This is a genomic window from Novosphingobium humi, from assembly GCF_028607105.1.
Classification (GTDB): domain Bacteria; phylum Pseudomonadota; class Alphaproteobacteria; order Sphingomonadales; family Sphingomonadaceae; genus Novosphingobium; species Novosphingobium humi.
Genome location: NZ_CP117418.1, coordinates 621,501 through 643,527, shown reverse-complemented (window position 1 = coordinate 643,527; position 22,027 = coordinate 621,501). Strand labels below are relative to the sequence as shown.

Here is a 22,027-nt window from a genome sequence, read left to right as displayed (position 1 = left end):
TTTTCCGATGGCCTTGTCGGGGGCGAAGCCGGGCTACGCCCCCATTCTCATGGGAGGAAACCATGGCGATACCTGAGCATCACCGAAGCAATTTTCAGACCCTGCTGCGTGCCGCCGAGGCCGGAGATCTGGCGCTGATGGAATGCACCGACGCGGCAACGGGTGAACCGCGTTACGTCCTGTGCGCGGTCGGTCGCGACAAAGAGGAATTCCTCTTCACGCCCTTTGGCCATTTGCACGATGGCGATCCCTTCGCTGCCTATATTCCGCCGCCAGCCGGGGCATAATGTCCTGACGCGGATCTGATCCGCCGGAAGGGAGCCAGTGGAATAGCGAGGGTCAGGCGCTGAGGCAAAGTTTTGAGAATCGGGGGCATCGAGCCCCCGATTCTCAAGCCTCCTATCTCTCTCAAGAAGTCCAAGTCTGGCACGGGACCGCGACGGCCTCAAGGACGACGGGGCCCCACCATTTTTCGGGGCGGGTCAGATATGGCGCCCCAATCGCCACCGTGGCGACCGCCCCAAAAAATCGTGACCCCCATCGCCGGCTTCGCCGGTCGCTGCGCGATCCTTGACCCCGCCGCTCGGAGCCCGCGCCGAATGATGAACCTCTTTCCATTCTAAAGGAGGTTCCAATGACCATGATCAACCGTTCCGTCCGCGCATTTTCCGACATCGCCGAATTTATCGCCCGGGAGACGGCGACGACCAGCGACGATTTCCACGCTGCCTTCTCCTCCGACCTTGAGGGTATCCGGATCGGGCATGCCGAGGAGGAAATGACGACTGACATGCCCGATCCGAGGGCCGCGCAGCTTGCTGTCGAACTCATCGTGACGACGCTTTTCGATGTGCTGCTGGACACCAGATTGCAGCCTGCCGCCGAACGCCTCGCCTGGGGGATCGTCAACAGCTTTCACCACGTTGCCGACCAATGGGAGGGCCAAGCCGATAGGGCGACGCGCGAGGTACAGGACCTGCTGCGTTGCGCCGACGGCAGCGAAATCCACAGCGTCGAACTGGAGCAGGCACGCGACAAGCTCGAATGTCTGGATGAAGCAACCGAGGCATTACGCTGCATGAGAGATTATGCCGCCGAGATTTTTCATGCCGAAACCGGGCGTCCGTGGTCCGCGCCAAAGGGATCGCTGGTGTCGAGCAAGCGCACCGCCTCGGTCATTGCCTCCACCGACTTTCTCGCCGCGCGCCGCCAACGCCGGATCGACGCGCATAACCCGCAAGGTCCTATCGTGATCTTCTCCGGCGGAGCGGAATGCTGGTTCGATGACAAGCTGATCTGGGGCAAGCTCGACGAAGCGAAAGCCCGTCATCCGCAGATGCTGCTGGCAACCACAGCACAGGACAAAGGGTGTGACGCGATGGCAGCTGCATGGGCTGCGGCACGCAAGGTCACGCTGATCACCTTCCGCCTCAGTGCCAAGCTGGGTAAGCGGGCGGGGTTTGTCCGCAACGAGCAGATGGTGGGATTGCGACCCGTCGAGGCGCTGGTTTGCGAAGGCTCCGGACTGCAATCGCATCTTGCGCGGCTGGTGAAGGATAAGCGGGTGCCGGCACGCTATGTCACGCTGGCCGATCAGCAGTGGGAGGCGCAGTGACGTTGCGCAGCGAGGGCCAGTCCGGTTTGCCGGGCTGGCCCTAGTCTTTCTTTTTGGCGTCAATCTTGCCCCCGTTCAGGGACCCGCAGGCGGGTCCGTCACGGTGGCAAGACGGCTTTACGTCCTGCACTACGGTATCGACAGAAGCGCGTTTCTAACGGACCACTTCTGTGAGTCATCGCCGTAGCTGCTCAGGCGGGTGTCAGGACATTGGGGATAATCCCTTCATCGCCGCCAGCGCTGCCGTGCCGCCCACCCTGATCGCCTGTGTCAGAAGTTCACGAAATTCTCGCTCCGACAGCTTCTCGACCGGTAGGTCATGCATCATGGCCGCATATTTTCCGCGCACCATCCGGCGGGCATCTTCCAGGTCTTCAGTCAGCTTGCGTTGACGTGCTTCAAGATCGGCAAGCCGGTCCCTTTCGGTCATCTTTGGCATATTCCATCGTCCTTCCCGATGGCCTGCCCGTCAGATTCAATTCTGTCACAGATCCGGAACAGAGCAAGAGGTGAACGTCACGCCAATCCTCAAAGCACGACCCTAAAATGTCGCCTTCGCAGCAATTTACCTTTGCCTCGGGGAAAGCGAGCCGTAGGTTGCTCCCTCGATCACAAGAGACTTAGCAGCGGGCTTGCGCGGCGGAATTCGCACAGCACAGCGAGAGGCCGTTTGTAATTGACCCTACGCACGCGTGCTGCCTATAAACTATGGCTTTTCAATGATTTGGCGTTGCTTTTGACGCTCTGTCAGGACACATTTTACGTGACGCTGGACGAAAATCAAGGGCCGTCGTTGCTGTTCGCTCGTGCCATAGCGTCTGTTTTCCAGCAAGACTTTGAAAGTGCGTTCCGGCAGCCGACCGATGGCATCCGTCTTGTGGATGTGGAATCCGTTGGGCCTGAAACCCTCGTATAGCCGATGGCTGGCTCTACTTTAGCCCTTGGAATCTGCGAGATCGCGGGCGGCAAAAGTTTGAGCATGAGAAATTAAGGCCTTCACACAGCTCCCCGATTGCCTAAATCGTTGGCTTCGAGGTGGTGGTTATCCATCGGCACCAGTTCAGAAAATTGCTAGGAGTGTCTGAATGAGGACCGATCTCGATCATCTGCCGGCCACCAAGCAGCGCGAACTCGAGCGTGTGGTACAACTCCTGTTCGAGGAATTTGACGGCGCGCACATGGATGCGACCGGCAGGCGCAAAACGGGGAAGATCGTCAAGATTCTTCTGTACGGTAGTCATGCGCGCGGCGGCTGGGTGGACGAACCTCACACCACCAAGGGCTATCGTTCGGACTTCGATCTGCTGATTATCGTCAGCCAGAAGGAACTGGCTGATCGGGCCGCCTACTGGACGAGAGCAGATGAACGCCTGATCGAGGAGATGATCGCAGGGCGGTTGCGAACCCCGGTCAATTTCATCGTCCATTCGCTTCAGCAGGTGAACGATGGTCTCGCCCATGGGCGGTTCTTCTTCATGGACATCGCCCGCGAAGGTATCGCGATCTACGAGTCCGATGACCGTGAGTTGGCAAGACCGGTGCCGAGAACGCCGCAGGCCAATCTCGATATGGCGCGGGAGTATTTTGAGGAGTGGATGCCCGGGGGTGCCAGCTTCCTCAAAGGCTATCACTTCTACATGTCAGAACGGGATTGGAAGAAGGCAGCGTTTCTTCTGCATCAAGCAGCGGAGAGCCTCTACCACGCGGTCCTTCTCGTGAGCACACTGTATACCGCACATAATCACAACCTCGCCTTCCTACGCACTCAGGCCGAGCGGCTGGACCTTCGGCTGGTGGAGGCATGGCCCCGCGAATTACGCAAGGACCGCGCCCTGTTCGAAAAGCTGAAGGACGCTTACGTCAAGGCGAGGTACTCAAAACATTACCGGATCACCGCCGAGGAACTGGCATGGCTGGGGGAACGGGTCGAGGTACTCGGCCGGATTGTGCATGCAATTTGCATGGAACGGATCAGTGCGCTTGAAGCAATGTTAGGTCTAGGGACGACTTCAGCTGACTGATCGAGGGGCGACGAACTGGTAGGTTTCAAGTGCTGAGATTGCATAGCCGCCTCTTGCAGGGGATTTGTGGTTATAACGACTGCCGATAGGTCGCGGACGTGCCCAGGGGGGCACGAGGAGGCCGGTGCCTGCCAATATGGCAATTCCGTTCAATGGTTCGGACAATCAGCAGAGCACCATTACGCCGTCTCGAGGCACATAGCACCGCGCCATTGTGTAGCGCACTCCCTATTCGCTGTCCTTCTGGGCTGTCTTGAACGCAGTTGCGGCTAGCGCTTTCATGACGTATATACGATGTCAGTACCTTGTGGAGATCCCCATGAAAGACGCCGTGTTCACAATGAAGCTGGAACCCGATTTGAGGGCTGAGTTCATGGCTGCAGCCGAGGCCAGCCATCGGCCAGCATCGCAGGTCGTGCGCGAATTTATGCGCGCATTCGTCCAGCAGCAACAGGCGCAGCGCGAGCATGACGCTTTCTTGGAACGCAAGGTTGAAGTTGCCCGCGCCTCGATGCAGGGCGGTCTTGGCCGTTCCAATGAAGAGGTTGAAGCAGCCTTTGCAGGCCGCCGCGCTGCCCATTCGTGAAAATCGTCTGGACACCGCAGGCAGAACAGGACCGCATCGCAATTTGGGATTACCTTGTTGAGCTCGATCCTGCCGCTGCTCTTCGGGTTGATCAGCTGTTCAGCGAAGCCGTAGCTCGGCTCGCCGAATTCCCCTTGCTGGGCCATCATGGCACTGTCGCCGGGACGCGCGAACTAACCCCGCACCGGAGTTATCGCATCGTCTATGAGGTGACGGGCGATAAGGTGTGGATTTTGGTTGTGATCCACACCGCTCGACAATGGCCGCCGTTGCAGAACTGAAACGTCCTGTTTACATCAGCGTAATTAATTGTAAGTCACCGTTGTTGCCCCGGCTGTTTTCATTGTCCTGCACAGCAACAGTCGATGGCGATGCTTGCGCCTGGCCGCGGTCCCGGCGCCAGTCCCAATGGCGCTGGAACCGGCAACCCCCGACCGATTGTGTTGAAAAACTCCTTAAGCGGCCAACCGGCAGCGATGCTGCGTAACATAAGTCCGCAGATGCATCTGAATGAGTTACTAAACTTCAACTGGTGGCCACTTATGGTAGCGATATTTCGGCGCTGGGCCGTGTGATCGGCCAACGAGGAGTTTTTCAACACAATCGACCAAGTCCCGCCGTTTGCTGGCTAGTTTCGGAATGGTAACTTCTGTCGGAACCCGCCATCGCCCGCCGCGAACAGAGCGTGGCCGCTGTGGCCGCAGCAAGCGGTCTGGTGCGATGCAGATCTCCGGGATAATGAAGCGGCGTTGCACGAGGGCCAAGACCGATATTTGGCAGTCACCAATTGCAAGTGGCTATGATGCGCAGGTCGGCTCTTTACCGAAAGTTATGACGTTTCTAGAATGAGTTGGTGTTCGGCGAGGGGCAGACGATTTGTTGAACCTGGAAAAATCTCCCGAAGGCATCGGGTTGCTGGGCTGGAACACAGAGCTTCCGGCTTCTGGTATCGACGATCCGCTAGGAATGACGCTCAGGGTCGGCGCGCGACTAGCCGCCGAGCTGATGCACTGCATTACGTCCGTGACGCCGCGCGCACGTTACTATTCGTTCTACCCCTGGGCATTTGAGCGTACTTATGGACGTCTTGGAAAGGCGGGCACACTGGCCGGTGCGATGCAGATGGTGTTGCTGGACGAACGGGCTATGACACTCGGCGCCGTGCTTCATCATGAGGGTCGAACCTGCGATGGAGGCGCGCTCCAGGGCTCTACCGAGGCGATCCATTTCGCTCGGAGCCCAAGCGGCGAATCCCTAGACTTGCGATCCTGGAGTCACTTGGCCGACAACGCCAGCGGGTTCGCGCCATACAAGGGGTCTTTGGTGAACCTTGGCCTATTCGAAGATGGCGAGGTGGGCGAGCAGGGAGAGGAAGGGGAAGAGGCCGGAACTCTGCGGTCCGGAAGACTGTCCGGCAAGGGGCGGCGGCTTGCGGAGGCCTTTGGTCGGGCTGTCGCCAATACCCGCTTCGTTCATCTGAAACCGGAGGACTCTGCGGTTCCTCTCGATGTGCTGAAGGAATTTGGTGCCGCAGCGGGCCTGTGTGAACTGATGTCGGCTGACGACTGCGATCTTCGGCCGCTGCGCGATCTGTTCTTCGCAACAGATCTCGAGGATGAAAACAATTCGCATCATCGCCGACGCATGAGCCTGCTGCTCCTGCTGTGGGCCGTGGATACGACGCGAGTTGCGGGTAGGGATCTCGATGCCCGGACGTTCGACGATCTGACGTTCTATGGCGTGGTTTTTGATGAGAACGATAACGCAAGCTCTGTCGAGGTGCCCGGCCCACTTGCCGACATTGCCCAGCGATGGCGCATCTTCCATTTTCACAACTACCTGACCACAGCGCTCGAAGCGTTGCTGTCGGGTCTCGTTCGGTCGCTTCGGTATCACCCGGCGGGGCGATCTATATCTGACGTGCTCGAAGCCTTCAACAGCGACGAAGCAAACACCGGGCTTGCCGAATACTTCAGGTTTGAAAGTGATGTCCGGTTCATGGAACTGACCCCGATCGATGCTCTCGCCCTGATCGGGATCGATGCTGAATCTTGGCGTTCACGGTCATCGACAGGTGGTAAAATGATGTTCGGTGATACTCTGATCGAACGAAGTATTCGCGCGGGCTTGGTCGACGATGGGCTCGTGTCAGGGACGATCGGGCCGGCACTCTCAATTCTCCTGCTGCTGGCCTTGGTGCTTCGCTTTGAACACACCGTGGCAGAGGCATACCAGGGATGGAACCGGGCAAAGGCCTATCAGCCGCTTTCGGATATTTCGATGCCGACGCTTGCTCAGGCGCTCGTCATGGAGCTTGGCAGTAACTGGTGGACGAGGCCTTTGCGTGACGTCGTCGCACGGGTGATGACACGGTTCGTTGTTCGCCAGCACGAGACCATGAGCTACGAAAAGGGGTATGGTGGCAGCCCGCCCCTGTTTCGCGTTGACGGAGTGATGATCGTTGGAATGGATCTCGTTCTTGACAATATCGGGGCCGGCAATCCGCGGTTCGGCAGCGCCATGCGGGTGCTTCGCGACCTCAGGCTGATCGTGAATGATGCCGAGGAGGGCTTGATCCTGACGGCCGAAGGGCGCGGACTGCTCAAGACCTTCCTAGAGAATGCACGATCATGACTGTCGACTTTCTGGATTTTCTGAAGGGAACCAGAGGCAAGTTCGCGTTCGTTGCCACCTACGAGTTCGATCCCCTCTTTTTCGAGCGACGGGTGCTTCCGACATCCGCTTTTGAAGGTGCGATGGTCACCGTCTTCGTCGATAGAGAGAGATACCAGCAGATCTTGGCCGATGGCAGGCAGGGTGCGGGGTTCGACCGGGACTACTTCGTGATACCCGTCAGGCGCGAGAGCGGGGTCTTTCATCCCAAGCTCTATCTCGCGATCGGTGACAAGGGAGCGATCGCTTCTGTCGGCAGCAACAACTGCACACCTGCCGGGACCGGGCACAACTTCGAGCTGATCTCGACTCTTGCCGGTGGCGATGCCACTGACCGGCACCCGGCAAGCCACCTCATCGCAACGCTGTTCCGCGAGTTCGAACGGTATTCCCGGGATGCCGGCCCGGTGGAACCTTGGCTGAGGCGTGAGATCTTCGGTCACGCGCGCGTCCTGTACCCATGGCTTGGGGATGCATCTGGCGCGGATGCCTCCGAAATCGACTTCCTGTCCAGTCATGACGGGCCGATCTGGCCCATGATTCTTTCCCGGCTCGACGGGGTAGAGGTGAAGGGGGTAACGCTCATGGCGCCCTTCTTCGATCTAAACCTGCGCGCTGTGCAGCGGGTTCGCGAACGCTGGCCCGATGCACCTATCAAGATCATCAGCCAGTCGGGTTACAGTAATCTGCCGATCGAACGCTTCTTGCGTCTCAGTGAGACTCTCGGAAGCATGGAGTTGCTGACCGCGACCCCTCACAAGGCTGGCCGCAATGTCCACGCAAAGGCACTGGCATTCGAGACACCGGACTGCACGTACTGGCTCGCCGGGAGTGCGAACATGTCTCATGCCGCACTTTCCGGCGGAAACAGCGAGGCCTGCCTCTGGTTTGCTACCAAGCAGACCTTTGCACGCGCTCTGAAACAGGACGGCCTGAAGTTCGAATCCATTCCGCCTGAGGATTTCAAGCCTGCGCCGATCGAGGAACCAGCGGCGGAGTCCGCGGCGGGCCGTCTGCGCCTGGACTCGCTGATCCTCGATAATCAAGGAACCCTGCTGGCAAATGTCTCGATCCCGGATGACGCCCAAGATGCCGTGCTTCGCATCTTCAAGCGAAACGAGGTCCTCCCGACGTTCTCCTGGAAAATCTCGGGCCCCAGAGCGGATTTCGCCATCTCTCTGGACGATGACGACTGGAGTAAATTCGACGGCCCGGCCATAGGTCGATTGCATGCGGTTATCGACGGCCGAGAAGTTTCCAGCGGATACTGCTCAGTGCAGCAACTCTCCCGGCTTCTGCGAGAGCGCGCTGCGGGCAACGCGGCCGGGAACCGCTATCAACGGGCGATGGACAGTGGCGATGGCCTGATAGAGTATGTCGACGCGCTGGATGGCATAGACGCGGCCATCGACTTCATGAACACCGCGACTATGCGGTTCATCGATGGTGCGCCATCTGGGGGAGGTGCCGGCAAGCCCCATTGGCGCGCGCGCGACCCGTTTTCGGGCGATATCCCCGAGCATTGGCAGTTAGGCTCCAGCGGAGGGTCGCTGCTCGAGCTTCGCGAAGCGATCTGGGGGTTTGTCCAGCGTCACATCGATAGGCGCCTCTATCGCCATGCGAGGCGCGGGAACTTGGGGGGACTCGCGAACTATCTCGATATCTTCCGGACGATGTGCCGTGTTCTCTTGGCATGGCACAATCGGCGCCTTGAGGGCGAACCGGTCATCCCAGCGGCATATGTCACCACTGGGCTACAGGCTATCCTTTCGACCCTGATCGGCGCCCGGGGTGAAGCGCTCGATGAAGCGCCCGGCCTCGGGCGCGCGATCCTTGCAAACCTCAGCGCAGACGAGAAGCTCGTGCGCGAACAACTGCAGCATTTTCGAATACCTGCAGTTTTGCGCGCGACCGTGGAGGAAATGACCCTTGTCCGCGCGGTCGCACAGCGGCGTCCTGCTCTCGATTCATGGTCAAAGGACAAACATCGCTGGATCGATAACTGGATCGACGAGATGGGCCTTGCCGCTGCGAGTGAGGCTGAAATGCAGGAGATCAGTCCGGAATTCAGGCTGGCGGCCTGACGCGGACGGTGACCGCCTGTGCTATACTAAAACAAGGATGACACCCAGGGGATGCTGGCACGTCGAGACGGACATACAGTCTTACCTAAGATCGCCATTTGCTGCGACTTGGAACAGGACAAGTACGAACCCGCTGGCGCGGGAGTGGTGCTTTCCTTGAGGTCAGGCCAGTGATCGGCGGTCTGGGTCTAAGTTGAGGTGTGGGCCAGGTAGGCAGACGATTGCGGCTCCTTTCAACCAAGGAGTCGTACCATGACCAATGTTTTGTCTGATGCTCCCGTCACTTCGCTGCGTCAGCGCATGATCGAAGACATGAACATGCGCCGGTTCACGCGGAAGACCCAGTTCGATTACGTGCGGCATGTCGCGAGGTTCGCCACATATCTTGGGCGTCCCCCCGATACTGCGACGGTAGAAGAACTCCGGCAATTCCAGGTCGAACAGCGCGAGGCCGGCATCGGGATCCCGACCATGAACAGCATCGTGTCTGCGCTACGCTTCTTTTTCACCCACACCATTGATCGCCCGGATCTGTCCCGCAAGCTCTACACGGTCAAGAACCCTCGCGCATTGCCCGTTGTCCTCAGCCGCGACGAGGTTGCGCTCTTACTCGGCGCGACCAACTGCCTGAAGCACAAGGCTGCCCTGTCGGTTGCCTATGGCGCTGGCTTGCGCGCTGCCGAAGTGACGATGCTGAAGGTTCGCGATGTCGACAGCAAGCGCATGCTCCTGCGCGTGGAGCGCGGCAAAGGCGGGCGCTATCGCAACGCGCTCCTGCCCGCTGACCTTCTTGCCCTTTTGCGCGAGTGGTGGACGGTGGGCCGCAAGCAAGGCGTCATGCACGCCGATGGCTGGCTGTTCCCGGGCATGCACTATCTCAAGCCGCTTAGTACCAGGCAGCTCCATCGGATCGTTGTCGATGCTGCCGAGGCTGCGGGTATCAAAAAGCGCGTCGGCCCACACACTCTGCGGCACAGCTTCGCCACGCATCTGCTGGAAGACGGCGTCGATATTCGGATCATCCAGGCGCTGCTCGGGCATGCGAACCTCGAGACCACCGCTTTCTACACCACGGTCGCAACCCGAACGGTGCGCGCGGTCATCAGTCCGCTGGACAAGTTGACGACGCTGCTCGAGGCGCAGGTGGCTCCTCCCGGCTGAGCCGGTGCGCGCCTCGCTCGAGGTCGCCGATATCTTCCGTAGCGCTGGGCCTGCATATCGCGCAGCCCATGCCGGGCATCTGAACCTCGGCCAGCTCAAGGTCATGACGGCCATCGAGAATTGCCGCACCGCCGCGCTGGGCGGTCACGTCGAGGCCTGCGACGACTGCGGGCACTGGCGGATCGCCTACAACTCATGTCGCAACCGACACTGTCCCAAATGTCAGGGCGCTGCCGCACGCACATGGCTGGCCGCGCGTGAGGCCGATCTGTTGCCGGTCGGCTACTTCCACGTGGTGTTTACCGTGCCTGCCGAGATCGCCGACATTGCCTGGCAGAACAAGGCGGTGGTCTATGACCTGCTGTTCCGCGCCGCCGCGGACACGATGCTGACCATCGCCGCCGATCCCAAGTACCTGGGCGCGCGCATCGGCATCACCGCCGTGCTGCACACGTGGGGATCGGCACTGACCCACCACCCGCATGTGCACATGATCGTGCCCGGCGGCGGCATCGTGCTGGACGGCACGCGCTGGATCTCTTCGCTCCCCGCCTTCCTGCTGCCGGTGCGTGTGCTGGGCGCGCTGTTCCGCCGGCTGTTCCTCACCCGCTTGCTGGCGTTGTTCGATGCCGGAAAGCTGTCCTTCTTCAGCACCTTGGCAGGTCTGGCCACGCGCAAGGCCTTCCTGCGGCATCTATCGCCGATCAGGAAGAAGCGCTGGGTGGCCTATGCCAAGCCGCCCTTTGCCGGGCCGCAGGCGGTGCTGGCCTATCTCTCGCGCTACACCCATCGCGTTGCCATCTCGAACCGGCGCCTCATCGCCTTCGACGAGACCGGCGTGACCTTCCGGTATAAGGATTATCGCCGAAACGGGGCCGAACGCCAGCAGGTCATGACGCTGGCCTCCGACGAGTTCATCCGCCGCTTCCTGATCCACGTCCTGCCACGCGGCTTCCACCGCATCCGGCATTACGGCCTGCTCGCCAGTTCGACGCACAAGGAGGCCATGGAACTCGCCCGCAGGCTGCTGGGCGTGGCCGCGTCGGTCGACGAACCCGAACCCGACGAACCGCCCGACCATCGCCCGCCATGCCCATGTTGCGGCGGGCATATGACCATTATCGAAACCTTCGCCCGCTGGTGCCAACCGCGCGCACCGCCGTCATCGGCACCACCTGCCCGGGAGAGTATGCCATGATCCGGCATGGCTTACCCTGCATAATGGCCGTGAACACTGCGCTCCGGCCCATGGGAGTAGGTGTGCCAACACCGCCACCACAGACAAAATTGGGCTCATTGCCAGCAGGATCAGCGGCGCATCGAGCAAAAAGGCCATCTGACTTCCACGCTATTCCGCCCAACAAAGGCTGGGCGGCAGGCTTGCTTCAGCCAAACCAAGCCACACCAAAGCCCTTTTTCCCATAGACCAGGGCGAGCCTCACCGCGGGTCGTACTTGTAAGACTTTCGTACGCCTGCCGGCGCCCGAAACCCTTCGACAAAACTGCCGTTCGCGCTCAAGTTACCGAATGGCAGCAGTAGGTCAGATTGTGTTGAAAAAGTCCTAGGTAAGTAGGATGCGTCCTTCGGCGCGAAACAATTGATCCTTCTGTAGGGAAAAATGCCACACGTGACGCCTCTCGTTGGCGCATTTGGGTAATTTTACTGCCAATCCGGCCTTCGTTCGCGCCGTTGGCGGAGTTTTTCAACACAATCGGTCAAAAAGTAGTCGTTCGTTTCCATGTTACAGTTGGCTTGCTCACAGATGTCGACACCTGCTCTGATGTCCGAAAGGTGGGCAATACAAGGGCGTTGCAGTGGCATCGTCGCGTTGATGCCACTGCGCTGGTTTGCAAAAGTCAGACGTTGACTGAAAACCCAAAATTCATCCTGCCCTTCGCAACAGACGGATACGGACCAGACCGATTCGATCCATGGGAATAATGGTTAGGCGTTCGTCCCCGTTGATGACGCGCCCCACCTTCCAGCCCTGTTCGTCGAAGCGGCCTTCTTCTACCCTGTCGATTTCGGCAAGTCCCGCCTTGTCGGCAAAATCTACAGTGAAGCCCCGGCCTATAACCAGAAAGCTGCCATTGCCCTCATCGATGACAAGGCCGAACGGACGGCCATCCCCCGGCGCTGGCTGGCCATGCTCGGTCTCGCTGGGCAAAGGTGCGGGCGTAGGGGGTGCCTGAAGGCCAGCATCCAGCAACATTTGCTTGAGCAGCACCTGCGTTTCGCGCACCTTGATCGTATAGCCGCCTAAATGGATTTCGGCCGGTTTGCCATCGTCGATCAGGATACCGGCGATACGCTTTTCCGCCTGTGCCCGCGTAATGACGCCATCCATATTTGCAAGCAGTGCATAGGCCTGCGCCAACTGGCTATCGGGCTTGCCATCCTCGATACCAAAGATGGAATAGCCCAGCGCGCCATGCTGGCCCAAGGCCCAGAACAGATTGCCGGTGCGGAATTGCGCCTCGGGCACAAAGAGTGGATTGCCCGCGTGGTCATAATCGGCCAACGGTTCCTTGGCATCCGGCACATAAATATCGGGCGAGAGCATGTCGAGCGATGGGGCCGCAGCCTTCCATATGTCCAGCACCCGCTTGGCCGGGCCGCCACTGGGATATTGCCCCGCGATCGGCTGCCCTTCCTGCGGCCCCAACCACCCATTGACATACATGGGCAGAGGCAGGGCCTTTTTGCCCTCTGCGGCCAACGCCTCCATATAGCTGGCGAAATGCCACGCCATAAAGACCTCCTCAGCCTGCCAGTCCGTGCCAAAGACCTGCGCCCAGGTTCCGGTGCTGCGGCGCCCCTGGCGCGCCCACAATTCCGCCAGTTCAGGACGCAAATCCTGCCGATGAGCGGCGAGATACTTCAGCAGAGGCGAGGGTACCTGCTGCCCCCATGCCGCATTGGCCAGCGGTGAGCGGTCCCGGCTGTCATGCAACATGCCGGTTTCGTTGTTGACCTGCATCATGATGACGCGATGATCGGGATCGGCCTGCGCCAGATGTTTCATGAAAGCAGCAAAGGCGCGGCGATCGGCATTCAGCAGTTCGGGCGAGAAAACCGACAGCACAGGCTTGGGCATGGCGCCGGGATAGGTGAAGGCCTCTGCGAACTGTCCCTGCGCAACGGCGCGGGGAAAACGGGCTGGATTGGCGCGCACCCAAGTGGGCGCATAGGTCGAGCTGGCATTCTTGAACGCCCCGAACCAGATCAGCACCAGCCGCAAATTGTGCTTTCGGGCCTGCGCAATCTGGGCATCGATCAGAGCGTAATCGTAGCGGCCTTCCTGCGGTTCGAAATCCTCCCAGCTGACCGTGCTGACCACCGTGCGGACGTGCATTGCTTTCAATTTGTCCCATACCGGCAGCATATAGTCGGAGTTGGAAGCGCTGGAATTGTGCAATTCGCCGCCTAGGGCAAGGTAAGGCTTGCCATCCACCAGCAGTTGCCGGTTCCGGATGACCGGCAATTCCTCAGCGTGAGCGACAGGAATGAGCGCGCCCGTCGCCATGGCCAGCAGCAAGCCCCGAAGGATCTTATTCACAATGCATCCCCTCTTTGATATCCGCTCAACAGCGCATAAATCAAAAGTAGGACTATTGTTCTGATATGGCAATGGGGGCATTTGCCGAGCGTGATCCAATTTGCGGGGCAACCCCATGTATGGCCGCTTTCGAGACAAGCGGTCGTTCGAGTGCCAAATGCCTGACGGCTTGAATTGGTCGGAACCTACCGGTTGAAGCGCCGCCATAGCTGTCGTTCCGAGGGCCGGATCGTGCCATCGAAACTTGCCGTTCATTCACGGATGACCCGGGCCCATAATCGACCATCGTTGGGACATTAGCAACAGTCGGCTTAGGAGAAGTCTCTTGGCTATTGCTGCCGCTGAGGGGTTGACGTCGATTTTTAGCTTCGCGCTAATCCAAGGTACCAAGTGCCAATGTCGACATACTGCATAGCTAAGCGATAAGAAAATTATTGCAGCACCTCAGGGAAGAATAGCAATCTGGGGCGTTGGGAATCGCCTAAACATCCTTTCAACGTGTTTTCCGGTCGCAACGGACACCGATGAAGTCGATCCGCTCGCGTGCGATATCGCAGGCCTTGGCCACCGTCCGTTCCATCTTTTCCCTGTCCGCGCCTTGGTATCGCAGAGTGGTAAGGCCGGCGAGATCGGAGGCGAGCTTCACCTTCGAGTCGGCCTCGACGAAAAGAAACGAACGCTCCCGGCCGATCCGCCCGACTGATATACCATACTCGAAATGAACATTGTCGCGCGGCACCTTGTGGGTCTCGTTTCGCGTGACGAGAACGTCGTCGGCCTGCGCCACGGCAATGGTGAAGTCTGCCCGTTCGATGGCATCCTCGAGAGAACTGACAGGATAATCGGAGATGGCGAAGGTGCCCTGATCCCAGAGATATACATGCATGTCGTCGGCATCGAGATTCTGCCGTACCGCTCGCGCCACGTCCCTGGCCTCGCTGGAGGAGATCACGAAGATGCGAGGGTGTTCGTTCACGGCACCCACCTCGCGGTTGCGATGATCCAACTGGTCCGCAACAGCATCGGCGGTCGCCTTCCAGAACTCCACGTCGGACCCGACGATGTCTTGGAGTTCGGCGTTGCCGACGGCCAGAACGAAGCTAGGCTTCGTAGCCTTTAATGTAGCCGTCCGTGATCGGGACGGACTGAGGCCTGCCAGTTCGCCAACCGCCTCGCCAGCCGTGCGCAACTGCTTCCGTTGACCGTTGACCAAAGCCTCGAACTCACCGGCAAGCACGAAAAAGAGGTCATTTGCCCAATCGCCTTGCTCGACGAGGACCTCCCCAACGGCTAGCTCCTTGGGGCGCCCAACATCCGCGAACCTCTCTGCCAAGGCCCGGTCGCGCCGGATGAGAGGCTGGCGGAGCAGCGCGTCGATAATGCCATTCCGGCCGAACCTGTCACTCAATCCCGTCATCTGTGAAACCTCCAAAATCAATATCATCCATTAGATCTCGCTGCCTCGTGTCACGAGGTCTCAGCCAGAGGGCAGTTGTCCATCGAGCCGCAGCAGGGTGAACCCTTCACAGCTTGCCAGAAACGCTGCTCCGCGACGGCCATCGCATTAAGTTCCATCGCAAGATCTGCCGCCGCCAGTGCATGATCACCGCAGGACTTCAGTACAATCGGACGCGCACCCGAACCCGCCGGACAAAGGCAAGGGCCGCGCTGGTTCACCGCGCGGCGGCTACGTTCCCAAACGGCGAATAGGCGCTTGCGTCCATTCGTAACTCTAAGGGCGGTCCCCTCGGCACTCCCCGCCTTCCTAACGACAGTCAGGGCGCCTTCAGCCATATCTGTCGCGAATGGCTCGCCCAGCCGGGCCGCAGCCGCTTCCGCACGATGCTGGTGGACGACCGCGAAGCCATGCGCACGCGCCTTCCCGTCAGGCCAGCGGCGCTGGCGTGCCGCGCGAAACTGGAGCTGGAGAAAGCGAACCAGCGTCTCCAGCCATGCGCGGGCCGCCCCCTCACAGTCGATCTCGATGCCATCGACCGCCCGCCAATACAGGCAGAAGCTCCCGTCCTCGTTGATGTGACGGTCGGGACAGAATGCAGGTAGGTGCGATGGCGTCTTTTCGCGGACTGACGCGGACGTGCCAGAGACCGACAGGTCTAGGATGAAGACAGGTTCGCGCCCATCGCTCAGTGGAACGGGGATGGAGACACGGATCATTCCAGTCTCGCGCAGGAGTTCGGTCGCTCCGAATTCCGTTAGTCGGTCGGCGAGAAGGAGTATGGGATCGACAAGCACCACGACGGTCACCTGCTCTCCGCATAGGGGCGCACGATGCGGTCGGAAGCTGCCGCGATTGCCGGAGCCGCTGCTGCGAACGCAGCGGCCTTGACGGCCTTGGCTGTTCCGTCCCCTTTCTCGGACAAGGCTTCCACGGCCTCGTTGTAATCTAGCCCGCTGACCTTGCGCTTGGAACCGAAGAGGTCACGGACCGCCTGGGTCGCAGCGCCATAGGCCAACGGCCCGATGGCGGTCTCGTCCCCGGAGCATCGGGTCTGCTCCTGCTCGGACGCCAAGACGCCGCGGCTGACCGAACAGCGCACCCGATCGCCACGCATGCCGAGGCGGGTGACGGTCATCGGGCCGAACTCGAAACCGATTGCCAGTCCCAGACCAGTCGTGTCGATGCCTTCGTCACCCAGCTTCTCCAGGCACAGCTCAAAGCTTGACCGCAGGGCTCCAGCGCACAGCGTCGCCGTGCTAATCGTCTCGGCCTCATCGGTGACCTGGACGGTACCGTTGCAAAGCAGCCCGTGCAGGCAGTCCCCAATGAATCGGATGCGTCGGCCGTCGAAGTCGCAGGTGAGGACGCGGTCCAGTTCCGCGCGTATGACATGAAAGACGCGCACCACGTCCTCCGCCTCCTCATCGATATGGTCAGCGACAAAGGCGGTAAACCCGTCAATGTCGGCGTAAGCAGAAGCTGCCTCCTGCCGACGTGAGTTGCCGGGCGTCAATTTGGTGATGTCGAGGGTGCGCAGCGGCGGCGTATGGCGGGAGAAGTCGAATGCACCGATCGGGTTCGCCTCAAGATCGTCCTCCCATTCCTCCACGATCTTTTCCTTCGACACGCCGAGCTCGGCCTTCTCCTCACAATCCTCGATTTCCGCCGCGGTGAGTGGGGTCACGGCGGGCTTATTCACGCTGTCGAGACCGATAGCCTCTCGGGCCTGGTTGGTAAGGAAGATACCGGGCTTGGTGCCACCCCCGGACATCTTGGCCGCGTGATTGGCAGGCGCACCTAGGAACAGCGGTTCACGTCCACCCCGCCGGCCGTTGTTCACCGCTAGCGCCGTCCCGGTATCAATGCCGACGCGCACCTTCGCGGCGGGAATCTTCTCGTCCGCATCGCCGGTTTCCTGCAAAACGTCGATGATCAATTGAGCCATCGCGACCGAACGACGCACGCGCTTGGCCTCGGCGTCGGTCTCCGTGTTATAGGGCTTCGTCAGCACGGAGTGGAGCCGCTGATTGTGGAAATCCACCCGGCGTGCGTCGCAGCGGTCGAGAATGCGATGCACCGCGCGATAATGGAGATTGAGGAAGCGCAGTGTACGGCGATGGCATGTGACGCCTTCCTCCGATGTCACGCTGAGCATCTCCGAAAGATTCAGGATATCCGCGTACAAATGGACACCATCGACGCGATAGGCCTTATTCGTCGGGATGCTCTCCAGCGACATGTCGCGCCGATAGTCGACGATGGAGACGGTCTCGACATCCTTGATCTTTTTCTTGATGTGGTCCGCCGCCTGTTCGTATTTCCAGCTTTTCGTCACTGCCTTTAGCTCCATTTTGCGCCGGCTCCTCATTTCAGGCTTGCCAGCGCCGCGACTCCGTTTTCCAATGACTAAAGGCGGACCGGCCTGCGAATTCGGACAATGTTTTTTGCGTGTCCGAGTTTTCAGGTTGCCCCGCCTATGCCGTTGAAGGGGGACTGAGTCGGTGCAGACGAATGCAGAAGTGATCGATGATGACGAACCGGCATATCTGTCGGTAGATGAGGTGCGGGCGATGATTCCCCAACTCACAGCGATCGACGCTACGCGCATACTCCAGGCCGCCCGCTGGTTCTCGGCACGCTGCGGCATACCCGCTGACGACCTGCGACAGGAGGCGTTGACGCGCCTGCTGTCCGGCGATCGCCACGCTCGACGGAATGCGTGTTTCGCTCGCGAGGTCGCCGGCATAATCAAGAGCCTAGCTTCGTGTGAGCGCGACGCGGTTAAGAGCGGGTTACGGGAGGTCCGACCGCCACCGGACGGCGTGACCTCGCCCGATTTAATGGACCCTGCGCCGTCTCCCGAGGCGCTCGCCATCTCGTCGCATGACGACGGTCCGATGCTAGCCGAAATCGGCAAGATCATAGAAGATGACGAGCAACTCCAGCTCCTTGTCGAGGGGATATGCGACAAGATGAGGGGTGAGGAGTTGGAGGAGTTGCTGGGCACCGACACCAAGGGTCTGGCTGCGGCGCGCAGGAAATTGAAGAGGCGGCTGCAAAGCGCCTTTCCGAAGGGATCGGGACTATGAACGGCAATGATGCGGATCGCATGTCGTTAATCGATGACCTCATGATCGACGAAATCTTCGCTGACGATATTGAGGAGGATGCTGGTGCGTTAGAATCCCTGCTGAAAAGCCTCGATGGTGCCGAACTCGCGCTGCGAAAGAGCCGGTTGGCCGTGATCAGGGCGCAGATCGATAATGAGCGTCGGAATCCGATCGCGCTTCATGTCGATACAGACCGGATGCGTGCGAAGCTCCGGGCCGCCGCGAATGATCCGGATGTGAAGATGACCCTAGCAGCGCGCAACGCCGTGGAGGGCGGCGATGACGAGGAGGAAGGGCTGCTTGAGGATCTGGCGGAGTTGGAACGGGACAGGGCGTCCGAATCGGAATGAGCGCTACAGTCAATGCCGCAGAGCACGCGCTCCAAGCGCTTGGAATCACTGAACCGGAAGAGATCGATGTGGAGGTCGTCGCCCACTCGCTGGGAGCGAAGGTAAAGTATCGCCCCCTGAAGTCTTGCGAAGCACGGATCGTAGGGCAGGATGGGCGGGCGATCATCACGGTAGACACAGCGACGACGCTTCGGCGCCGGCGCTTCTCCATTGGGCATGAGCTCGGACATTGGCACCGGCACCGGGGTTTGTGCCTGAAGTGCCGCAGCGCAGACATCGGGAGGCAGACGAGCGACGGAAGGCGGACGCCTCCCACCGCGGAACTCCAGGCGGACGCCTACGCTTCCGACTTGCTCCTTCCAGGATACATTTTCAGGCCACTCGCGGGCGATTTCGATCGGCTGACCCTGGAAGCCGTGAAGATTCTGGCCGACAGGTTTCAGACAAGCATCACGGCAACAGCGATAAAGGCGCTTGGTACGAATCGCTTCCCCTCTTTGCTGGTCTGCCATTCGCAGGAGGGGATGCGCTGGTTCCGCCGTCCGCCTATCGTACCGGATCGCTGGTTCCCGCGATCAGATCTCCTACCAGAAAGTCCAACCTTCAGGACGCTCTTCAACGGCGGTCAGGAAAGCCGAAAGCCGGTCTCAGTAAAGGCGTCTTGCTGGTTCGACACTCCAGCGGCCGAGCGTTTCACGGTAACCGAGCAAACCTTCGTTCTGCCAAATAACAGGGTGGCTACGCTCGTCGGGTTCACCGATCGCCGCATGTTGGAGGTCTAGGTGGCTAGGATATCTTGGTTGCTGCGCAGGCGGCTATCGAGCATGTGGGCGAGTGAGTTCTTGGTGTGTTCATCGCAGAAAGCTGCCGCGATCGCGTTCGTCGATACGGCTTCTATTCCTAGACGTGGGTCGGCTTCAAGGGCGAGGGCGTGTTCTCTGGCTAGATCGGTTCCGAAGAATCCCGGATCGTCGGTCCCGAGCACAATGGCGCAGCCGGCATCGACCATTCTCCCAACGGGGTGCTCCGCGACTGATCGGTAGAGCCCGAGGGCTAAGTTGCTGCCGAGGCAAACCTCGAGCGGCATCCGGGCTTCGGCTAGCTGCCTCATGACGTCTGGCGACTCCACGGCCCTGATGCCATGCCCAACGCGGTCGAGGCCAAGAAGCTCGATTGCCTCTATTATCGTGTCGGCGGGGCGATGTTCGCCGGCGTGGGCCGTGGCGCGCAGGCCCTCACCTCGCGCGATGTTGAACGCCTCGGCGAACTCGCCCACTTCATGCTGATGCTCGTCGCCGGTGAGCCCGAAACCCACCAGCATGTCGGATTGAATTGACGTAGCCATACGCGCTGCCTCGACAGCGGCCCTTGGCCCGAGATGGCGAACAGCAGTAGCGATCAGGCGCGAACGGACGCCCCACTCCTCGGCAGCCCGATCAGCTGCGGCGGTGAGAGCCTTCAACTGATCGGGAAACGGAACGCCCGTGCGAGCGAGGTCCGGTGGCGACAACATAAATTCCACATAGCCGCCGCCCAGCTCCGCGCACCGTTTAAGGTAGGAGGTTGTGATCACCTCTAGATCGGCGGCGGATTTCACCACAGAGGTGACGAGATCGTAGGCCTTTAGAAAGGTCGCGAAGTCGTGCCAGCCATATCGCGCATCGGCGAGAATGGCCTCAGGGATTGAAACAGCGTTGCGCTCCGCAAGGAAGAGTACGGTCTCCCGGACCAGCGTTCCCCTAAGATGTACGTGAAGGTCGACTAACATAAGATATGGCGATAGACGCTGACGTAAAGAAGTGGAAGGCGGGATGCGAATTAGATTTCTTTCGAAGAACGGGCACAAGATCGATGAGGCCAGAAAAATTCTTGAGCCGCTCGGCGCCGAGGTGATTCCGATCAGCGTCGCGATTGATGAGATCCAGACCCGGGAGGTGAAAGCGATCGTGCGAGACAAGGTACTCCGTGCCTTTGAACGCATCGGCCACAGACTCTTTGTCGAGCAGACATGCCTCTATATCGATGCGTTAAACGGCTTTCCTGGTGGGCTAACGCAACCGTTCTGGGATTCGCTAGAGGCCGATCGGTTCTGCGAACTGTTCGGCAATGGGGAGATGCGCGGCCTCACAGCTAAAACTTGGATCGGCTACTGCGACGGTAGGCGGATCCATCACTTCGAGGGCGAGATTCGTGGAACTGTTGCGTCGGTGCCGCGTGGTGATCGCTCCTTTCAGTGGGACTGCGTATTCATTCCGAATGGACATGAGCTGACCTTTGCGGAGATGGGAGAGGGAAAGAACGAAATATCGATGCGCCGGATCGCCCTAAACGCGTTTGCGGATCATCTGCGGGTGAAGACCGATGCTTGATATGCTTGCACGCGAGATTCGGGATCGCAGGGTGATCCTTTTCGTAGGGGCTGGCTTGTCTCGGCCGCTCGGTCTTCCGTCATGGGGAGAGTTGATCGAACACATGGCCGGAGAGCTGGATTTCGATCCTGCTATTCTGGTCGGGCCGGGCGCCGACTACCTACAGGTGGCAGAATTCTACAAGCTACGGAAAGGGAGTATCGGAGACCTACGTAGCTGGATGGACAGGAGTTGGAACGTAACCGACGAGAAGCTGCTCGCCTCGAAGGTCCACAGCCAGATCGTCGATCTCGGATTTCCCCTCGTCTACACGACGAACTACGATGCCAACCTCGAGCGCGCATTCCGGCTACGCGGATGCGACGTTTCGAAGATCGCTTCGGTGGTCGATATCGCGGATGCAAAGCCGGGCCACACCCATATCGTCAAGTTTCATGGTGATTTTTCGGATGACAACTCGCTCGTCCTGACCGAATCGGACTATTTCGAACGTCTGGAATTTGAATCGCCCCTCGACCTGAAGCTTCGGTCGGACGTACTCGGCCGCACAATCCTGTTCGTTGGATACAGTCTCAAAGATCTGAACCTTCGCCTTCTCCTCTATAAGCTCAAGCGTACGTGGGACTGCACGGCTTACGCGAAGCGGCGGCCGGGATCGTTCATCTTTTTGGTCAGGCCGGACGTCGTTCAGGAGGAAGTGCTGGAGAGCCGCGGTGTTTCGCCGATCGTCTCTGACGCCCTGGATCCCGACGAGGCGCTGCCTGAGTTTTTTGATCGTCTGCTTGAAATGGTGCGCGGGGCCGGGTGAGTCAGAGGCCGCTAGTCATCTGCGCCACGCCAAGCGCTGAATGTTAGACAGCTTCCGATGATCGATTTTTGCTTGTGAACGGCGGCCACGTTCCCGGCATCCCCCGCTGGTGACTCGTGCAAGGCAAAGACAGCTATCCAATTCAGGTAGCCGAAGTAGGTCGGCCTCTTGTCAGCCTCCCGTGGCTCTGAAAAATGAGAAAGCGGACGGACCGGTCCCCGGAGCGAAAAA

Annotated in this window: 20 protein-coding genes; 14 read left to right on the top strand and 6 right to left on the bottom strand. The window is 59.8% G+C overall.

Going from position 1 to position 22,027, the window contains the following annotated elements:
• Positions 1 to 62 precede the first annotated feature (62 nt).
• Together PQ457_RS18750 and PQ457_RS18745 are read left to right on the top strand one after the other, a co-directional pair.
• Positions 63 to 287, top strand: a complete 225-nt coding sequence (locus tag PQ457_RS18750; protein WP_273620370.1) for a DUF6117 family protein — start codon at positions 63 to 65, stop codon at positions 285 to 287.
• Positions 288 to 634: 347 nt separating this feature from the next.
• Positions 635 to 1,615 (top strand): SLOG family protein, encoded by a 981-nt coding sequence (locus PQ457_RS18745; RefSeq protein WP_273620369.1) that lies wholly within the window; start codon positions 635 to 637, stop codon positions 1,613 to 1,615.
• A gap of 202 nt (positions 1,616 to 1,817) precedes the next feature.
• On the opposite strand, the gene PQ457_RS18740 is transcribed toward PQ457_RS18745, so the two are convergent.
• Complete coding sequence (locus PQ457_RS18740; protein WP_273620368.1) at positions 1,818 to 2,045, bottom strand: hypothetical protein; 228 nt, start codon at positions 2,043 to 2,045, stop codon at positions 1,818 to 1,820.
• Between the two features lie 655 nt (positions 2,046 to 2,700).
• Between PQ457_RS18740 and PQ457_RS18735 the strand changes: the two genes are divergently transcribed.
• The 7 genes from PQ457_RS18735 to PQ457_RS18705 all read left to right on the top strand — a co-directional run bounded on the left by PQ457_RS18735 (position 2,701) and on the right by PQ457_RS18705 (position 11,338).
• Complete coding sequence (locus tag PQ457_RS18735; RefSeq protein ID WP_273620367.1) at positions 2,701 to 3,636, top strand: HEPN domain-containing protein; 936 nt, start codon at positions 2,701 to 2,703, stop codon at positions 3,634 to 3,636.
• Between the two features lie 319 nt (positions 3,637 to 3,955).
• Positions 3,956 to 4,222, top strand: a complete 267-nt coding sequence (locus tag PQ457_RS18730) for an antitoxin of toxin-antitoxin stability system (RefSeq protein WP_273620366.1) — start codon at positions 3,956 to 3,958, stop codon at positions 4,220 to 4,222.
• A complete protein-coding gene (locus tag PQ457_RS18725) occupies positions 4,219 to 4,503 on the top strand; it encodes a type II toxin-antitoxin system RelE/ParE family toxin (protein WP_273620365.1) in 285 nt (94 codons plus the stop codon). Before PQ457_RS18730 ends, PQ457_RS18725 begins: the two co-directional genes overlap by 4 nt.
• 595 nt (positions 4,504 to 5,098) lie before the next feature.
• Positions 5,099 to 6,856, top strand: a complete 1,758-nt coding sequence (locus PQ457_RS18720) for a hypothetical protein (RefSeq protein WP_273620364.1) — start codon at positions 5,099 to 5,101, stop codon at positions 6,854 to 6,856.
• The gene (locus PQ457_RS18715) at positions 6,853 to 8,979 is read left to right on the top strand and encodes a phospholipase D-like domain-containing protein (RefSeq protein WP_273620363.1); all 2,127 of its coding nucleotides are present in this window, start codon (positions 6,853 to 6,855) and stop codon (positions 8,977 to 8,979) included. The genes PQ457_RS18720 and PQ457_RS18715 overlap by 4 nt, the downstream gene beginning before the upstream one ends.
• Before the next feature lie 252 nt (positions 8,980 to 9,231).
• Positions 9,232 to 10,140, top strand: coding sequence for a tyrosine-type recombinase/integrase (locus PQ457_RS18710; protein WP_273620362.1), 909 nt, complete (start codon positions 9,232 to 9,234; stop codon positions 10,138 to 10,140).
• 4 nt (positions 10,141 to 10,144) lie between these two features.
• Positions 10,145 to 11,338, top strand: a complete 1,194-nt coding sequence (locus PQ457_RS18705; RefSeq protein ID WP_273620361.1) for an IS91 family transposase — start codon at positions 10,145 to 10,147, stop codon at positions 11,336 to 11,338.
• A 685-nt stretch (positions 11,339 to 12,023) separates the two neighbouring features.
• Here the strand turns inward: PQ457_RS18705 and PQ457_RS18700 are convergent.
• The 4 genes from PQ457_RS18700 to PQ457_RS18685 form a co-directional block, all read right to left on the bottom strand.
• A complete protein-coding gene (locus tag PQ457_RS18700) occupies positions 12,024 to 13,700 on the bottom strand; it encodes a GH35 family beta-galactosidase (RefSeq protein ID WP_273620360.1) in 1,677 nt (558 codons plus the stop codon).
• Between the two features lie 493 nt (positions 13,701 to 14,193).
• Positions 14,194 to 15,117: a TIR domain-containing protein gene (locus PQ457_RS18695; protein ID WP_273620359.1), complete on the bottom strand. Its 924-nt coding sequence runs from the start codon at positions 15,115 to 15,117 to the stop codon at positions 14,194 to 14,196.
• A 50-nt stretch (positions 15,118 to 15,167) separates the two neighbouring features.
• On the bottom strand, positions 15,168 to 15,965 hold the full coding sequence (locus PQ457_RS18690) for an E2 domain-containing protein (protein WP_273620358.1): 798 nt from the start codon (positions 15,963 to 15,965) through the stop codon (positions 15,168 to 15,170).
• Positions 15,962 to 17,527: an adenylate/guanylate cyclase domain-containing protein gene (locus PQ457_RS18685; protein WP_337958510.1), complete on the bottom strand. Its 1,566-nt coding sequence runs from the start codon at positions 17,525 to 17,527 to the stop codon at positions 15,962 to 15,964. Before PQ457_RS18685 ends, PQ457_RS18690 begins: the two co-directional genes overlap by 4 nt.
• A gap of 133 nt (positions 17,528 to 17,660) precedes the next feature.
• Between PQ457_RS18685 and PQ457_RS18680 the strand changes: the two genes are divergently transcribed.
• Genes PQ457_RS18680 through PQ457_RS18670 form a run of 3 tightly spaced genes read left to right on the top strand, consistent with a single transcriptional unit; the run spans position 17,661 to position 19,401 of the window.
• Positions 17,661 to 18,248, top strand: a complete 588-nt coding sequence (locus PQ457_RS18680; protein ID WP_273620357.1) for a hypothetical protein — start codon at positions 17,661 to 17,663, stop codon at positions 18,246 to 18,248.
• Positions 18,245 to 18,619, top strand: coding sequence for a hypothetical protein (locus tag PQ457_RS18675; protein ID WP_273620356.1), 375 nt, complete (start codon positions 18,245 to 18,247; stop codon positions 18,617 to 18,619). Before PQ457_RS18680 ends, PQ457_RS18675 begins: the two co-directional genes overlap by 4 nt.
• On the top strand, positions 18,616 to 19,401 hold the full coding sequence (locus tag PQ457_RS18670; protein ID WP_273620355.1) for an ImmA/IrrE family metallo-endopeptidase: 786 nt from the start codon (positions 18,616 to 18,618) through the stop codon (positions 19,399 to 19,401). The genes PQ457_RS18675 and PQ457_RS18670 overlap by 4 nt, the downstream gene beginning before the upstream one ends.
• Here the strand turns inward: PQ457_RS18670 and add are convergent.
• The gene (gene add / locus PQ457_RS18665; protein WP_273620354.1) at positions 19,398 to 20,387 is read right to left on the bottom strand and encodes an adenosine deaminase; all 990 of its coding nucleotides are present in this window, start codon (positions 20,385 to 20,387) and stop codon (positions 19,398 to 19,400) included. The two genes, PQ457_RS18670 and add, sit on opposite strands and share 4 nt — an antisense overlap.
• Before the next feature lie 43 nt (positions 20,388 to 20,430).
• Between add and PQ457_RS18660 the strand changes: the two genes are divergently transcribed.
• Positions 20,431 to 20,988 (top strand): non-canonical purine NTP pyrophosphatase, encoded by a 558-nt coding sequence (locus PQ457_RS18660; RefSeq protein ID WP_273620353.1) that lies wholly within the window; start codon positions 20,431 to 20,433, stop codon positions 20,986 to 20,988.
• On the top strand, positions 20,981 to 21,796 hold the full coding sequence (locus tag PQ457_RS18655; protein ID WP_273620352.1) for an SIR2 family protein: 816 nt from the start codon (positions 20,981 to 20,983) through the stop codon (positions 21,794 to 21,796). The genes PQ457_RS18660 and PQ457_RS18655 overlap by 8 nt, the downstream gene beginning before the upstream one ends.
• The last annotated feature ends 231 nt before the right edge of the window (positions 21,797 to 22,027 follow it).

What these genes read in the sequence shown, in the direction of transcription:
- PQ457_RS18660 (WP_273620353.1), top strand. Translation starts at nt 20,431, where the DNA reads ATGCGAATTAGATTTCTTTCGAAGAACGGGCACAAGATCGATGAGGCC.
- PQ457_RS18730 (WP_273620366.1), top strand. Translation starts at nt 3,956, where the DNA reads ATGAAAGACGCCGTGTTCACAATGAAGCTGGAACCCGATTTGAGGGCT.
- PQ457_RS18735 (WP_273620367.1), top strand. Translation starts at nt 2,701, where the DNA reads ATGAGGACCGATCTCGATCATCTGCCGGCCACCAAGCAGCGCGAACTC.
- PQ457_RS18710 (WP_273620362.1), top strand. Translation starts at nt 9,232, where the DNA reads ATGACCAATGTTTTGTCTGATGCTCCCGTCACTTCGCTGCGTCAGCGC.
- PQ457_RS18750 (WP_273620370.1), top strand. Translation starts at nt 63, where the DNA reads ATGGCGATACCTGAGCATCACCGAAGCAATTTTCAGACCCTGCTGCGT.
- PQ457_RS18675 (WP_273620356.1), top strand. Translation starts at nt 18,245, where the DNA reads ATGAACGGCAATGATGCGGATCGCATGTCGTTAATCGATGACCTCATG.
- PQ457_RS18685 (WP_337958510.1), bottom strand. Translation starts at nt 17,527, where the DNA reads ATGAGGAGCCGGCGCAAAATGGAGCTAAAGGCAGTGACGAAAAGCTGG.
- PQ457_RS18715 (WP_273620363.1), top strand. Translation starts at nt 6,853, where the DNA reads ATGACTGTCGACTTTCTGGATTTTCTGAAGGGAACCAGAGGCAAGTTC.
- PQ457_RS18655 (WP_273620352.1), top strand. Translation starts at nt 20,981, where the DNA reads ATGCTTGATATGCTTGCACGCGAGATTCGGGATCGCAGGGTGATCCTT.
- PQ457_RS18745 (WP_273620369.1), top strand. Translation starts at nt 635, where the DNA reads ATGACCATGATCAACCGTTCCGTCCGCGCATTTTCCGACATCGCCGAA.
- PQ457_RS18695 (WP_273620359.1), bottom strand. Translation starts at nt 15,117, where the DNA reads ATGACGGGATTGAGTGACAGGTTCGGCCGGAATGGCATTATCGACGCG.
- PQ457_RS18740 (WP_273620368.1), bottom strand. Translation starts at nt 2,045, where the DNA reads ATGACCGAAAGGGACCGGCTTGCCGATCTTGAAGCACGTCAACGCAAG.
- PQ457_RS18670 (WP_273620355.1), top strand. Translation starts at nt 18,616, where the DNA reads ATGAGCGCTACAGTCAATGCCGCAGAGCACGCGCTCCAAGCGCTTGGA.
- add (WP_273620354.1), bottom strand. Translation starts at nt 20,387, where the DNA reads ATGTTAGTCGACCTTCACGTACATCTTAGGGGAACGCTGGTCCGGGAG.